Raw genomic sequence first — 14,427 nt, 5'->3', positions numbered from 1 at the left:
TTTCAGCATTCGGTTCAGGCAGCCTGGGGCAGGGCACCGATGATATTCACGCGTATGCATGACCATTTTGTTGATGTGCGCGCGGCGATGGACCGAGCGGTCACTTTTCAGCGGGGCAATGTTACACCGCAATCGACGGCAATGGCCTGCCCGCCAGCGAAACCCCGCTCAACGCCTGCTCGCTGGCCAGCCAGTCCACGAATTGCTGAACGATCTGCACGCGGCGTTTGCGCTGGGGCAGGACGACGTAATAGCCCTGGCCGGAAATCGCCGCGCCGGCGAGAGGGCGGCAGAGCAGGCCCTGATCGAGCAGGTCGTCGACCAAGTGCTTCCAGCCGATGGCGATGCCCTGTCCGCCGATGGCCGCCTGGATCAGCAGGGTGTAGTTGTCGAAGCGCAGTTGACCGGGCGCGGGGGCCTGAGGGATGTCCAGCGCGCGGAATACGCCCGCCCAGTCGAACCAGTGGTTGATGCTTTCGCCACGCAGGTGCAGGAGTGGAAAGTCGCGCAGCGCATCGTTGGGCAGCGGCGTCTGGCGCCCGGCGATCAGTTGCGGGCTGCACACCGGGAAGACCTCTTCGCTGAACAGCCAGTGGCTTTCGCCCTGTTTGAAGCGCCCGTCACCGAACAGCACCGCAACATCGATATCAGCACGTAACATGCTGTGGGTACGCTCGCTGGTGACCAGGCTGACGTCCACGTCCGGGTTCACCTTGTGGAAACGGTGCAGACGCGGCATCAGCCAGTAGGCGGCGAAGGCGAAGTCGGTCGCCACTTGAAGCACTTCGTGCTGGTGGCGTTCGGTAATGGCTGTCAATCCGCTGTCGATGGATTGCAGCCCGGCCTGCACATGGCTGAATAGCACTTCACCGGCGTCGGTCAATTCGATGCCACGGTAGATGCGGTCGAACAGACGGGTAGCGAGTTGCTCTTCGAGGCGCTTGATCTGCTGGCTGACAGCGGGCTGTGTCGTGCCCAGTTCGAGGGCTGCCGCTGTGAAGCTGCGCAAACGCGCCGCGACTTCAAATGCACGCAGCAGATCGAGTGACACATCGCCGAAAGATTCAAACATTAGCTGGGCTTATCCTAGGTATTGCTGTGTATGGGCTTTACCCTGAAACGTATGGACTCCATCCTCATACCCGGCACTTTCGCATAACTTTTCACAATGGGATGCAGCGATTACATGAAGCGCAAAAATATTCTGTTCATCATGGCCGATCAAATGGCCGCGCCAATGTTGCCGTTTTACGCCCGGTCCCCGATTCTGATGCCGAACCTGAGCCGCATGGCCGCCAATGGCGTAGTGTTCGACTCGGCGTATTGCAACAGCCCCCTTTGCGCGCCGTCGCGCTTCACCCTGGTCAGCGGCCAGCTGCCGAGCAGGATCGGCGCGTACGACAACGCAGCTGACTTCCCGGCCGACATCCCTACTTATGCCCACTACCTGCGTGCGCTGGGCTACAAGACCGCCCTGGCAGGCAAGATGCATTTCTGCGGGCCGGACCAGTTGCATGGCTACGAAGAACGCCTGACCAGTGACATCTACCCGGCCGACTATGGCTGGTCAGTCAATTGGGACGAGCCGGATGTGCGGCCAAGCTGGTATCACAACATGTCATCGGTATTGCAGGCTGGTCCGTGCATTCGCACCAACCAGCTGGATTTCGACGAAGAGGTGCTGTTCAAGTCCCAGCAGTATCTGTACGACCACGTGCGCCAGGACGGTGATGCGCCTTTCTGCCTGACCGTTTCCATGACTCATCCTCATGATCCGTACACCATTCCCAAGCCGTTCTGGGACCTGTACGCCGACGAAGAGATCCCGATGCCGCCGCCGCACGCCAATCAGGCCGCGCTGGACCCGCATTCGCAACGGCTGCTCAAGGTCTATGACCTGTGGGACAAGCCCATGCCGACCGACAAGATTCATGATGCGCGCCGCGCCTACTTTGGCGCGTGCAGCTACATCGACCTCAACGTCGGCAAGCTGATGCAGACGCTCGATGAAGTCGGGCTGGCGGAAGACACCATCGTGGTGTTCTCCGGCGATCACGGCGACATGCTGGGCGAGAAGGGCCTCTGGTACAAAATGCACTGGTTCGAAATGGCCGCGCGCGTGCCGCTGGTGGTGTACGCGCCGGGCCAGTTCAAACCGGGACGGGTCAGTGCGTCGGTGTCGACTGCCGACCTGCTGCCGACCTTCGTCGAAATGGCCAGCGGCAAACTGGACGCCGGTTTGCCACTGGACGGACGTTCGCTGATGCCGCATTTGAAACGCAAGGGCGGGCACGACGAGGTGTTCGGTGAATACATGGCCGAAGGCACCACCAGCCCGCTGATGATGATCCGTCGTGGCGCGTACAAATTTATCTATTCGGAACAGGACCCGTGCCTGCTGTTCGATGTGAAGAAGGACCCGAAAGAGCAGAAGGACCTGAGCCAGTCACCCGCCCATGAAAAGCTGTTCAATGACTTCCTGGCCGAAGCTCGGGCCAAGTGGGACATCCCGGCGATACACCAACAGGTGCTCGCCAGTCAGCGCAGAAGGCGCTTCGTCGCCAAATCGCTGGCAACCGGCAAGCTGAAGAGTTGGGATCACCAGCCACTGGTCGACGCCAGTCAGCAGTACATGCGCAACCACATTGATCTGGACGATCTGGAGCGCAAGGCACGTTTTCCGCAACCTTGACCCTGCCCACACCAAAAAAACCAAAGGGGTACATCAATGAAGAAGTTATCCACAGCCGTTGCGGTCGCGGTCATGACCTTCGGTAGCCTGGCAGCGCAGGCGGAGGACGCCAGTTGCAGCACCGTGAAGATGGCCGATCCCGGCTGGAGTGACATTGCGGCCACCAACGCCATTACCAGCGTGGTCCTCGAGGGCCTGGGCTACACGCCCAAGGTCGATACCCTGGCCGTGCCGATTGCCTACGGCGGTTTGAAAGACGGCAAGCTGGATGTGTTTCTGGGTAACTGGATGCCGGCGCAGCAGGGCTTTTACGACAAGTTCGTGGCCACCGGAGATGTGACGCAACTGGCGAAAAACCTGGAGGGCACCGAATTCACCCTGGCCGTACCGGATTACGTCTGGGAAGCCGGTGTGCATAACTTTGCCGACCTGAACAAATTCGCTGACAAGTTCGACAAGAAGATCTACGGCATCGGTTCCGGTGCGCCTGCCAACCTGTCGTTGCAGGAGATCATCAAGAAGAACGAATTCGACCTGGGCAAATGGAAGCTGGTGGAATCCAGCGAGACTGCGATGCTCGCCGAGGTCAATCGCAACGTGAAGAAAAAAGCCTTTGTGGTGTTCCTCGGCTGGACGCCGCACCCGATGAACGTGCAGATCAAGGGCATGCACTACCTCAAGGGCGGCGAGAAATATTTCGGCGACACCGGCTCGGTCTTTACACTGACCCGCAAGGGTTATGCTCAAGCCTGCCCGAACGTCGGCAAGCTGCTGACCAATCTGAGCTTCACCCTGGACATGGAAAACAGCATCATGGCCGAAGTGGTCAACAAGAAGGTCAGCAACAGCGAGGCGGCGAAAGCCTGGATCAAGGCCAACCCGGCGGTGCTGGACAAGTGGCTGGAGGGCGTACAGACCGCTGATGGCAAGGACGGTCTGGCGGCGGTGAAGGCTAGGTTGTAAGCGTAAAGCCTTGAGTGCGCTGCGTGACGAAGGTCTGTGACGCGGAGCGTCACCCAAGGCATTCCCACGCTGGAGCGTGAGGAACGACAGGCGTCCGACTATCGTGCCCATGCTCCACGTGCCGTTCTGGGCGCTCTGCGTCCTCTACGTTCAATTCAACCGAGGGACCGATGCGCTGGCTCAATCGCCATAAATTCCTACCCTTTCTCGCCTGGCTGCCGCAGCAGAATCGCGCCAGCGTCGGGCGTGACGCGCTAGTGGGCCTGAGTGGCGCCATTCTGGCACTGCCGCAATCCATCGCTTACGCACTGATCGCCGGGCTGCCCCCTGAGTACGGCCTCTACGCTGCGATTGTTCCAGTCCTCGTGGCCTGTCTGTGGGGATCGTCCTGGCACCTGATCTGCGGGCCGACTGCGGCTATCTCCATCGTGCTGTACGCCAGTGTCAGTCCGCTCGCCGTCCCGGCCAGTCAGGACTACATCATGTTGATCCTGCTGCTGACCTTCATCGCTGGCGTATTTCAGTTGTTGCTGGGGATGATGCGCTTCGGTGCACTGGTAAATTTCGTTTCGCACTCGGTGGTGCTGGGTTTCACGCTGGGCGCTGCGGTGGTGATTGCGCTGGGGCAGATGCCCAATCTGCTGGGCATTGATCTGCCGAGTCAGACCACCGCGCTCAAAAGCATGAGCGCCGTGCTCGAGCATCTGCGTGAGGTCGATCTGTCTTCGCTGATGCTCGGTCTGTTGACCCTGGCGCTGGGTATCGGACTCAAGCTTCTCGTGCCTCGCTGGCCGACGCTGTTGATCGCACTGGGGTCGAGCAGCCTGCTGGTGTGGCTGTGGCCGGCGATGTTCGGCCATGTCCGTGTGGTCAGCGCCTTCGTCGGCCATCTGCCGCCCTTCAGCCCGTTGCCGCTGGATCTCGAACTGATCCTCAAGCTGCTGCCGACCGCCGTGGCGGTGGGCATGCTCGGGCTGGTCAACAGCCTGTCGATTGCCCGCTCGCTGTCAGCTCGTTCGCAGCAGATGCTCAATGCCAATCAGGAAGTGCGTGCCCAGGGGCTGTCGAACATGGTCGGCTCGCTGTTCTCCGGCTACCTGTCAGCCGGGTCTTTTACCCGTGCGGCATTGAGTTACGAGGCAGGTGCGCGCTCGCCGTTGGCGGGGGTGTTTTCCGCGCTATGGGTAGCGTTGTTCGCGGTCGCCGGTGCCTCGTTGATATCGCACATTCCGATCCCGGCCATGGCCGCCTCAATTCTGCTGATCTGTTGGGGGCTGGTGGATCGCCGAGGCATTCGTGCGCTGTTCCGCGTCAGCCGCGCCGAGTTTTTCGTGATGGCGCTGACCTGTCTGGCCACCCTGCTGCTGGAGCTGCAAACCGCGATCTACGCCGGTGTACTGGCCTCGCTGTTTTTCTACCTCAAGCGCACCTCGCAACCGCGTGTCCAGCAATGGCGCGAGGGCGACGAGGAGGTCCTGCGGGTCGGCGGATCGATCTTCTTCGGCGCCAGCCACTACCTGCAAACCCGCCTGCAACGTACCGAAGGTGTGCGAGTGGTGATCGATGCGCAGCAGATCAACTTCATCGATTACTCAGGCGTGGAGATGCTTCATCAGGAAGCCAGACGTCTGGGCCGGCAGGGCAGAGTGCTGGTCCTGCGCAATGCCAGGCCGCAAGTGATCGAGGAACTGCACAAGCTGGAAGGGGCGGAGAAGTGCCCGATTCTGTTTGAGAATTGAGCCATGAATCATCGTCGCGATGCTCTGCGTTCTACAAAGGTCCCGATGAGCCCGTAGATTTGGCTTCTGCCCGGAGGGCGTGGGAGCGAACTTGTTCGCGAAAGGGCAGGTATAATCGCCGAAAATACATCATCTGAAATACCGCCTTCGCGAACAAGTTCGCTCCCACGGCTTCGGCCAGAATCAAAAGCGGACTTGTGTATAACTCGGAGCATTGACACGATAGTCCGCAGATAGCCGATCAACCCGCAGCCAGCAATCTGCGCAACTCAGCCAGCACCGGAGCCGATTCCGGACGCACACCGCGCCACAGCAGGAAGGCTTCTGCGGCCTGCTCGGCCAGCATGCCCAGACCATCCACCGCCTGCGCCGCGCCGTGTTCGGTGGCCCAACGGCAAAAAGCAGTGGGTTCGTTGCTGTACATCATGTCGTAGCAGAAGGTCACTCCCGGCTGGATGAGGCTGGGCGCAATCGGTGGCAACTCTCCGGCCAGGCTGGCGGAGGTGGCGTTGATGATCACGTCCACCGACTCTTCAAGCCAGTCGTAGCTGCTGGCGAATACCGGCCCGAGGTCGGAAAACTCCTGCGCCAGTCGTTCGGCTTTCTCGACCGTACGATTGGCGATCACCAAGGCAGCGGGCTGTTGCGCAAGCAACGGCTCCAGCGCACCACGCACCGCACCGCCTGCGCCCAGCAACAGAATGCGCTGACCACGCAGGCTGCGACCGCAATTGACCGTCAGATCACGTACCAGCCCGGCACCGTCAGTGTTATCACCCAGCAGGGTTCCGTCGTCGAGCTTGCTCAGGGTGTTGACCGCCCCGGCGCGCTGCGCACGCTGGGTCAGACTGTCGGCAAGGCGCCAGGCTTCTTCCTTGAACGGCACAGTAACGTTGGCACCGCGCCCGACCTGGAAAAACGCCTGAGCGAACGCGGTGAAATCGTTCAGCGGTGCCAGCGAGGTCTGGTAATCCAGCGTTTGCCCGGTTTGCTCGGCAAACAGGCGATGAATCAACGGCGACTTGCTGTGGCCGATGGGATTACCAAAGACGACGTACTGGTCCATGTGTGTTCCTGATCTGTTTGCGTGTGCAGCACCTTGCGGCGGTGAATCGGCTCAGTTTTCGGCCAGCCAGTCCCGATCAGTGAGGAAGTATTCGGTCAGACGCGCCTCTTCGCTGCCCGGCGCGGCCTTCCAGTCATAACCCCAACGCACTTGCGGCGGCAGCGACATGAGGATCGATTCGGTACGCCCACCCGATTGCAGACCGAACAACGTGCCGCGGTCATACACCAGGTTGAACTCGACGTAGCGACCACGACGGAATTCCTGAAACTCACGCTGCTGCACGGTATAGGCCGCCGCCTTGCGCCGCCGCACGATCGGCAGATACGCATTGATGAACGCATCACCGATAGCACGAATGAACGCGAAACTGGTGTCGAAATCCCACTGGTTCACGTCATCGAAAAACAGACCTCCGATGCCGCGCGGTTCATCGCGATGCTTGAGGTGGAAGTAACTGTCGCACCAGGCCTTGTAACGCGGGTAGACATCCTCACCGAAGGGCGCACAGGCGCGCTCGGCGACCCGGTGCCAGTGCACGCAGTCTTCCTCGACGCCGTAATAGGGCGTCAGGTCGAAACCGCCACCGAACCACCAGACGGCCTCTTCACCTTCTTTCTCGGCAATGAAGAAGCGCACGTTGGCGTGGGACGTCGGCACATGCGGGTTGTGCGGATGGATCACCAGCGACACGCCCAGCGCCTCGAAACCACGCCCGGCCAGTTCAGGCCGATGAGCGCTGGCAGACGGCGGCAGATTGCTGCCGAAAACATGGGAAAAATTGACACCGCCTTTCTCGATGACCGTGCCATTCTCGATCACCCGCGTGCGACCACCGCCGCCCGCCGGACGCGTCCAGGCATCTTCCATGAAGTGTGCGCTGCCATCTTCCTGTTCAAGCGCAGTGCAGATACGGTCTTGCAGGTCGAGCAGGTAGGCTTTTACGGCCTCGGTACGGGTACTCATGAGGATCCCTTACGGCTGACGTCAAACGGCTGAGCCCTCGCAGCAAAAGAGGCGCAGGCAAATTGGCGCGTAGCATACCATCGGCGGCGCGGGCTGGCAGTTGACGAAGGTCCGGGGATGGAGTCCGATGGGGGCTTTCGCAGCTTGTTTTAACCATCAAGGAGAGAGCACATGGCAAAGCGTATCCAGTTCAGCGCTGTCGGAGGACCCGAGGTTCTTGAATATGTCGATTTCGAGCCGCAGGCTCCGGGCCCGCAGGCGGTGGTTGTGCGTAACAAGGCCATTGGCCTGAATTTCATCGATACCTATTACCGCAGCGGGCTGTATCCGGCGCCGTCGCTGCCTTCCGGCCTCGGTGCCGAAGGGGCGGGGGTGGTCGAGGCGGTGGGGGCCGAGGTGACGCGCTTCAAGGTCGGTGATCGTGTCGCTTACGGCACCGGGCCGCTGGGGGCGTACAGCGAAGTGCACGTGCTGCCTGAAGCGAATCTGGTGAAGCTGGCGGACTCGATCAGTTTCGAGCAGGCCGCAGCCCTGATGCTCAAGGGCCTGACGGTGCAGTATCTGCTGCGTCAGACGTATCAGGTTAAGCCGGGCGAGACCATTCTGTTTCATGCTGCTGCGGGTGGTGTGGGTTCGCTGGCCTGCCAATGGGTCAAGGCGCTGGGCGCCAAACTGATCGGCACGGTCAGTTCGCCGGAGAAGGCCGCGCACGCCAAGGCGCTGGGTGCCTGGGAAACCATCGATTACAGTCACGAAGATGTCGCCAGGCGCGTGCTGGAGCTGACCGACGGCAAGAAATGCCCGGTGGTCTACGACGGAGTGGGCCAGGACACCTGGCTGACGTCACTCGACTGCGTGGCACCACGTGGGCTGGTGGTGAGCTTCGGCAATGCGTCCGGGCCGGTCTCGGGCGTGAATCTCGGGATTCTGGCGCAAAAGGGTTCGGTGTATGTCACCCGCCCGACACTGGGCTCTTACGCCAACAATGCGCAGAACCTGCAGGCCATGGCGGACGAGCTGTTCGACATGCTCGCCAGCGGCAAACTCAAGGTCGACGGCATTCAGCAGTATGCTCTGAAGGAAGCCGCCAAGGCGCAGACCGAGCTGTCGGCCCGGCGTACCACCGGCTCGACCATTCTGATTCCTTGATCGTCTGCCCTTGAATGCGCACTGTGTGTGCCAGCGTCAGCCGGCGCGCACAATCTGCGCGGTGGCGATATCCCTTATCACGCTGGGGTTTCGACGCCCGCCCAGGCTGCCGCCGAGAACCCCGTCGATCTGCCCGCGGAAGTACTGCTCGACGCGCAATCTCGAACGCGCAGCCGGGCGACCCGCCGGGTTGGCCGAGGTGGAGATCAACGGACCGACCAGTGCGCACAGTTCACGTACGGTCGGGTGATCGGTAACACGCAGCGCCACGGTTTCGTGAATGCCGGTGATCCACTCGGGCAGCAGGTTCTGATGCGGTACCAGCCAGGTGTTGGGCCCAGGCCAGGTGCTGGCCATGCGGTCGAGCCACAGTTCAGGGAAGTCTTCGAACAGGAAGTCGAACTGGCGAATGTTGTCGGCAATCAGGATCAGGCCTTTTTCCACCGGCCGTGACTTGATCGCCAACAGACGATAGACCGCTTCTTCATCCCACGGATCGCACCCAAGCCCCCAGACTGCCTCGGTCGGGTAGGCAATCACCGCACCGGCTCGAATATCCTGAGCGGCTTGTTGCACTCGCCAACTGCTGACCATTGTTTGTCTCTCCACTGAATCCTGGCGGCAGTTTAACCTCAGGGCGCTCTGGCGAACCATCGTCCTGCTTCACAGCTTATGCGTCCGTCCAGTTCCAGTTCGGTCAGGCCCGCCAATACCTTGGGTAATGGCCATCCGCATGACACCGACAGCCCCTCGCTGGTATGCGGTGCGGCGTGCAGCAGCGCCAGCAGTGGATGATCGCAAGGGGCAGGCTTCGCCGGCGTGACGGGATCGATGCCGGGCGCAACACGTTTCCAGTGCTGCAAGCCTTCAAGAATGTGTTCGACGGTCTCGATCAGTGTCGCGCCGTCTCGTATCAACTGATGACAGCCCTTGGCGCCAGGGTGATGAATCGAGCCGGGTATCGCGTAAACCTCTCGTCCATGCTCGGCGGCCAGCCGCGCGGTAATCAATGAGCCGCTGGCAACACTGGCCTCGACCACCAGTATGCCCAGCGACAGGCCACTGATGATTCGGTTACGTCGCGGGAAGTTGCTGGCCTGTGCTGCGGCGTCCAGCGGGAACTCGGAAATCACGGCGCCGCCCTGAGCCGCCATCTGTGCTGCAAGCGCGCGGTGCTGCTGTGGATAAAGTTTTTCGAGCCCGGTGCCAAGCACGCCGATTGTAAGCCCCCCGACATCCAATGCGCCCTGATGCGCGGCACCGTCAATACCTCGCGCCAAGCCGCTGGTGATCACAAAACCGGCAGCCGCCAGGCTGCGCGCAAAAGCGCTGGCGGTGTCGAGTCCGGGTCGGGAGGCGCGACGACTGCCGACCATTCCCAGTTGCGGACGCTCAAGGATCGAAGGGTCGCCGGCAATGAAGATCAGCGGCGGTGGATCTGCGATCTGCGCCAGCAGCGCGGGGTAGCCGGGGTCGTCCCACATCAGCAAATGCTGGGCCGGACGCTCCAGCCAGGCCAATGCGGCACTGGCGCCATCACGTACGGAGGGGTCACGACGCGCCTCGGCACAGACACCTGGAATGCCCAGCGCACGCCATGCGCTGGCCGGCGCACTGAGCGCCGACGAGGCCGAACCGAAAGCTTCAATCAGTCTGGAAAAGCGTTTCGGCCCTATCTCGGGCAAGCGGTGCACGCGCAAACGCGCTTCCAGCTCTGCAGGCGAAGAGAGGGCATTTTCGAACAATGGCATGAGATCGTCCCTGATCCATCGTGCATCTCAAGTGATGCACAAACCTGTGGATAACTCTGTTGACAACAATTTGATAAGTGTCTGGTTCGTCACACAAATCCGTGTCAGATCTGAAACATGCGTCTACGGATTGCGAACCTTGTCCATGATGGCCAAAGATCGGTTGGCTTGCAGGACCAAGGCGTAACTAAGCTTGTCGTAGGTACGGAAAACCATCAGCAGCCCGGCCCGTTCGTCGGGGATTTTTACCAGCTCACCGGTGATTCGGTCGCGCACGGTTTCGCTGGTCTTGTAGATCGCCAGCACGTTGCCCTCGGTCAGACCGTCGCGTTTGCCCTTGTCGAGCGTGACCACATCCAGCACGCTGACCTGAGTGACGCCGCGTGGCACATCCAGAATCAAACCTTCTATCGGCGCCTGCGGAGCGCTGGGCAGGAACGTCGAGTTGATGGCCCGCTCTTCGCTGCTGAACAAGCGATCGCCCAGACGCACTTCCTGCGTGGAGCGCTGCAGAATCAGGGTCGAGACGTCACCTTCGGTGGCAACCACCTCGGCGCTGCCGACGTCATCGGCGTTGATGCCCAGTACTTCCTTGGTCTCCGGATCGATGTAGGTCTTGCCCTGACGGAAGATGCCATAGACGCTGTGCGCCGGGTCCAGCGCGCCCCGTGCATAGGCACGATCACCGTTGCCACTGAGCACGCGCTCGGCATTGCCCGCAACGATGTAGGGGGCTTTCTCGAACTGCTCGGCGTTGTCGACAATCCGGTTGCTGATCAGGAATGCGTTGATCGCCCCCAGCGGAATGCTCGGAATGGCCTCGACCATCGGCGTACTGCGCACACGCGGTGACAATTTGATGGTCCCGCGCGACTCGCCCCGATTGAGCGTCACGCGCGGCTGACCATCGACCCAGGTCAACGCGAGGGTGTCACCGGGGTAGATCAGGTCGGGATCATGGACTTGCGGATTGGCCCGCCAGATCTCGCGCCATTTCCACGGTTCACGCAAGAACTTGCCGGAAATGTCCCAGAGTGTGTCCCCGGCGACAACGGTGTAGCTTTGCGGATAGCCTTCCCTGAGTTGCACTTGCGCCTGCGCAAGACCGCTGGCGGTCAGCAGCAGCAGGGCGAGTAGTGATTTCCTCATGCGGTGAATCCCTTTATCATGTTGCCTCACGCGAACCCTAGAGTCCTGTCCTGGGCTGCCTGCCTTGAACTCCCGGGCCCGGCACCCAACATTGACTTTACCTTAACAGTGCAGCTCTTACGTATATGGCCATTCTAAACATCCTCGAATTTCCCGATTCGCGCCTGCGCACTATCGCCAAACCTGTGGCGATGGTAGACGAAGGCATTCGCCAGTTGGTCGACGACATGTTTGAAACCATGTACGAAGCGCCAGGTATTGGCCTGGCCGCGACTCAGGTCAACGTCCACAAGCGCGTGGTCGTCATGGACCTGAGCGAAGACCGCAGCGAACCGCGGGTCTTCATCAATCCTGAAATCGAAAAGCTGACCGACGAAATGGATCAGTATCAGGAAGGCTGCCTGTCGGTTCCCGGTTTCTACGAAAACGTCGACCGCCCGCAAAAGGTTCGCGTCAAGGCGCTGGACCGTGACGGCAAGCCTTACGAACTGGTTGCCGAGGGCCTGCTCGCCATCTGTATCCAGCATGAATGCGATCACCTGAACGGCAAGCTGTTCGTCGATTACCTTTCCAACCTCAAGCGTGACCGGATCAAGAAGAAGCTCGAAAAGCAGCACAAGCTCAACGCCTGATCCGTCGTTACCCCAAAAGGCCTGAACAGGCCTTTTTTTATAATGAGAACTCCATGACTGAGCCACTGCGCATCGTCTTCGCCGGCACCCCGGAATTCGCCGCCGAACACCTCAAGGCCCTGCTCGACAGCACTCACCAGATCGTCGCCGTGTACACCCAGCCCGATCGCCCGGCCGGTCGTGGACAAAAGCTGATGCCCAGCCCGGTCAAGCAACTGGCGCTGCAACATGACGTACCGGTCATGCAGCCGCCAACGCTGCGCGATCCTGACGCGCAGGCCGAACTGGCAGCGCTGCAACCCGATTTGATGGTGGTCGTCGCCTACGGCCTGATCCTGCCGCAAGTGGTGCTGGATATTCCGCGCCTGGGCTGTATCAACAGCCACGCGTCGCTGCTGCCGCGCTGGCGTGGTGCGGCGCCGATTCAGCGCGCGGTACAGGCCGGTGATGCCGAGAGCGGCGTAACGGTGATGCGCATGGAAGCGGGCCTGGACACCGGGCCGATGCTGCTCAAGGCCGTTACCCCGATCACCGCGCAGGACACGGGCGGCACGCTGCATGATCGCCTGGCCGAACTCGGTCCGCCGGCTGTGTTGCAGGCCATTGCCGGTCTGGCGGAAGGTTCGCTGGTCGGCGAGGTTCAGGATGACAGCCTGGCCAACTACGCCCACAAGCTGAACAAGGACGAAGCGCGCCTGGACTGGACACGTCCGGCCGATGAGCTTGAGCGCCTGGTCCGCGCCTTCAACCCCTGGCCGATCTGCCACAGCACGCTAAACGAAGAAACCCTGAAAGTCCTGACAGCCGATCTGGCCGAAGGGCAGGGCGCGCCGGGGACGATTCTTGGCGCCAGCAAGGATGGCCTGATCGTCGCGTGCGGTCAGAACGCGCTACGCCTGACCCGTCTGCAATTGCCGGGCGGCAAGCCGCTGAACTTCACGGATCTGTTCAACAGCCGCCGCGAGAAATTTGCCATCGGCACGGTGCTGGGCCAATGAACCCGCGTCTGGCCGCCGCCAAGGCACTGGCTGCCGTGCTCAGCGGCAAGGCCTCGCTGAACAGCTCGTTGCCCACTCAACTGGACAAGGTCGAGGTGCGTGATCGTGGTCTGACTCAAGACCTGGCATTCGGCACCGCGCGCTGGCAGCCGCGCCTGTCGGCTCTGGCGGCCAAGCTGCTGCAAAAGCCCTTCAAGGCCGCCGACGCCGACGTTGAAGCCTTGTTGCTGGTCGGTCTTTATCAGCTGTTCTACAGCCGCATTCCGGCCCACGCCGCCATCGGTGAAACCGTGGGCTGCGCCGACAAATTGAAAAAGCCCTGGGCCAAAGGCTTGCTCAACGCCGTGCTGCGCAATGCGCAACGTGACGGCGAGGCGCTGCTGATCGAGCTGGAACACGACCCGGTGGTGCGTACAGCCCACCCGCGCTGGCTGCAGAAAGCCCTGAAAGCCGCCTGGCCGGAACAGTGGGAAGCCATCTGCGCGGCCAACAATGCACACCCGCCGATGATTTTGCGCGTCAACCGACGCCATCACCGTCGCGATCAATACCTCGAACTGCTCAACACTGCCGGCCTGCAAGCCAGTGCGTGCACATTCAGTCAGGACGGCATCGTGCTCGCCGAGCCGTGCGATGTGCGCTCACTGCCCGGTTTTGCCGAAGGCTGGATCAGCGTGCAGGACGAAGCCGCGCAACTGGCCGCCGACCTGCTGGAGCTGGCCCCCGGGCAACGGGTACTCGATGCCTGCTGCGCGCCGGGCGGCAAGACCTGCCACTTGCTGGAAGTGCAGCCGCAACTAAGCGGCGTGGTAGCGGTGGATCTGGAAGCCAAGCGTCTGGTGCGCGTGCGTGAAAACCTTGATCGCCTGGGCCTGGATGCCGAGCTGATCGCCGCCGATGCACGCGAGACAGCGCAGTGGTGGGACGGCAAACCGTTCCAGCGCATCCTGCTCGACGCACCGTGCTCGGCGACTGGCGTGATTCGTCGTCATCCGGACATCAAACTGACTCGTCAGGCAGACGACATCGTCGCGCTGGCGGCCTTGCAGGGCGAGCTGCTCGATGCGTTGTGGCCTACGCTGCAGGTAGGCGGCATGCTGGTGTACGCGACCTGCTCGACACTGCCGACCGAAAACACCGACGTCATCGGGGCGTTTCTGGCGCGTACCTCCGGGGCCAGAGAGCTGGACATCGCCGGGCAGGCAGGACAGCCGCCCGCGGGTATCAAGCAAGCCCATGGTCGCCAGCTGCTGGCCCAGCAAGGCGGCCACGATGGTTTCTACTACGCCAAACTGATCAAGATCGCGGCGGCGCGGGAGTAA

13 protein-coding genes are annotated in these 14,427 nt (G+C 61.5%); 7 read left to right on the top strand and 6 right to left on the bottom strand.

Annotated elements, in window-relative coordinates; all coding sequences use genetic code 11:
- Positions 1 to 121: 121 nt before the first annotated feature.
- The gene (locus BLR16_RS24305) at positions 122 to 1,072 is read right to left on the bottom strand and encodes a choline sulfate utilization transcriptional regulator (RefSeq protein ID WP_074809049.1); all 951 of its coding nucleotides are present in this window, start codon (positions 1,070 to 1,072) and stop codon (positions 122 to 124) included.
- Positions 1,073 to 1,186: 114 nt separating this feature from the next.
- Between BLR16_RS24305 and betC the strand changes: the two genes are divergently transcribed.
- The 3 genes from betC to BLR16_RS24290 all read left to right on the top strand — a co-directional run bounded on the left by betC (position 1,187) and on the right by BLR16_RS24290 (position 5,394).
- Complete coding sequence (gene betC, locus BLR16_RS24300) at positions 1,187 to 2,692, top strand: choline-sulfatase (RefSeq protein WP_074809047.1); 1,506 nt, start codon at positions 1,187 to 1,189, stop codon at positions 2,690 to 2,692.
- A 36-nt stretch (positions 2,693 to 2,728) separates the two neighbouring features.
- The gene (locus tag BLR16_RS24295) at positions 2,729 to 3,655 is read left to right on the top strand and encodes a choline ABC transporter substrate-binding protein (RefSeq protein WP_003367786.1); all 927 of its coding nucleotides are present in this window, start codon (positions 2,729 to 2,731) and stop codon (positions 3,653 to 3,655) included.
- Between the two features lie 170 nt (positions 3,656 to 3,825).
- Positions 3,826 to 5,394 (top strand): SulP family inorganic anion transporter, encoded by a 1,569-nt coding sequence (locus tag BLR16_RS24290; RefSeq protein WP_074809044.1) that lies wholly within the window; start codon positions 3,826 to 3,828, stop codon positions 5,392 to 5,394.
- Between the two features lie 241 nt (positions 5,395 to 5,635).
- On the opposite strand, the gene aroE is transcribed toward BLR16_RS24290, so the two are convergent.
- Both aroE and hemF read right to left on the bottom strand, forming a co-directional pair.
- Positions 5,636 to 6,460: a shikimate dehydrogenase gene (gene aroE / locus BLR16_RS24285; RefSeq protein ID WP_074809042.1), complete on the bottom strand. Its 825-nt coding sequence runs from the start codon at positions 6,458 to 6,460 to the stop codon at positions 5,636 to 5,638.
- A gap of 51 nt (positions 6,461 to 6,511) precedes the next feature.
- Complete coding sequence (hemF, locus tag BLR16_RS24280) at positions 6,512 to 7,426, bottom strand: oxygen-dependent coproporphyrinogen oxidase (RefSeq protein WP_003401477.1); 915 nt, start codon at positions 7,424 to 7,426, stop codon at positions 6,512 to 6,514.
- Positions 7,427 to 7,597: 171 nt separating this feature from the next.
- Here hemF and BLR16_RS24275 point away from each other — a divergent pair, with 171 nt between their 5' ends.
- Entirely contained in the window at positions 7,598 to 8,575 is a 978-nt protein-coding gene (locus BLR16_RS24275; RefSeq protein WP_074809040.1) for an NADPH:quinone reductase, read from the top strand.
- A 36-nt stretch (positions 8,576 to 8,611) separates the two neighbouring features.
- Here the strand turns inward: BLR16_RS24275 and BLR16_RS24270 are convergent, their stop codons facing one another.
- The 3 genes from BLR16_RS24270 to BLR16_RS24260 all read right to left on the bottom strand — a co-directional run bounded on the left by BLR16_RS24270 (position 8,612) and on the right by BLR16_RS24260 (position 11,475).
- Positions 8,612 to 9,169 carry an L-threonylcarbamoyladenylate synthase type 1 TsaC gene (locus tag BLR16_RS24270; protein WP_003340101.1) on the bottom strand — a complete coding sequence of 186 codons (558 nt, stop codon included), beginning with the start codon at positions 9,167 to 9,169 and terminating at the stop codon, positions 8,612 to 8,614.
- A gap of 38 nt (positions 9,170 to 9,207) precedes the next feature.
- Positions 9,208 to 10,326 (bottom strand): DNA-processing protein DprA, encoded by a 1,119-nt coding sequence (gene dprA / locus BLR16_RS24265; RefSeq protein WP_044309645.1) that lies wholly within the window; start codon positions 10,324 to 10,326, stop codon positions 9,208 to 9,210.
- Positions 10,327 to 10,449: 123 nt separating this feature from the next.
- On the bottom strand, positions 10,450 to 11,475 hold the full coding sequence (locus BLR16_RS24260; RefSeq protein ID WP_003367793.1) for a LysM peptidoglycan-binding domain-containing protein: 1,026 nt from the start codon (positions 11,473 to 11,475) through the stop codon (positions 10,450 to 10,452).
- A 125-nt stretch (positions 11,476 to 11,600) separates the two neighbouring features.
- On the opposite strand from BLR16_RS24260, the gene def reads away from it, so the two are divergent.
- From def to rsmB, 3 genes are read left to right on the top strand one after another with little or no spacing between them, the layout of a single operon-like run.
- Positions 11,601 to 12,107, top strand: coding sequence for a peptide deformylase (gene def / locus BLR16_RS24255; protein ID WP_002551333.1), 507 nt, complete (start codon positions 11,601 to 11,603; stop codon positions 12,105 to 12,107).
- A 53-nt stretch (positions 12,108 to 12,160) separates the two neighbouring features.
- A complete protein-coding gene (gene fmt, locus BLR16_RS24250) occupies positions 12,161 to 13,105 on the top strand; it encodes a methionyl-tRNA formyltransferase (RefSeq protein WP_003367799.1) in 945 nt (314 codons plus the stop codon).
- Entirely contained in the window at positions 13,102 to 14,427 is a 1,326-nt protein-coding gene (gene rsmB / locus BLR16_RS24245; RefSeq protein ID WP_129446498.1) for a 16S rRNA (cytosine(967)-C(5))-methyltransferase RsmB, read from the top strand. The genes fmt and rsmB overlap by 4 nt, the downstream gene beginning before the upstream one ends.

It is taken from the genome of Pseudomonas sp. BS3767 (assembly GCF_900099665.1).
GTDB classification, from domain to species: Bacteria; Pseudomonadota; Gammaproteobacteria; order Pseudomonadales; family Pseudomonadaceae; genus Aquipseudomonas; species Aquipseudomonas cerasi.
The sequence above is the reverse complement of the archived record's forward strand: the minus strand, read 5'-3'. Positions and strand labels throughout refer to the sequence as shown.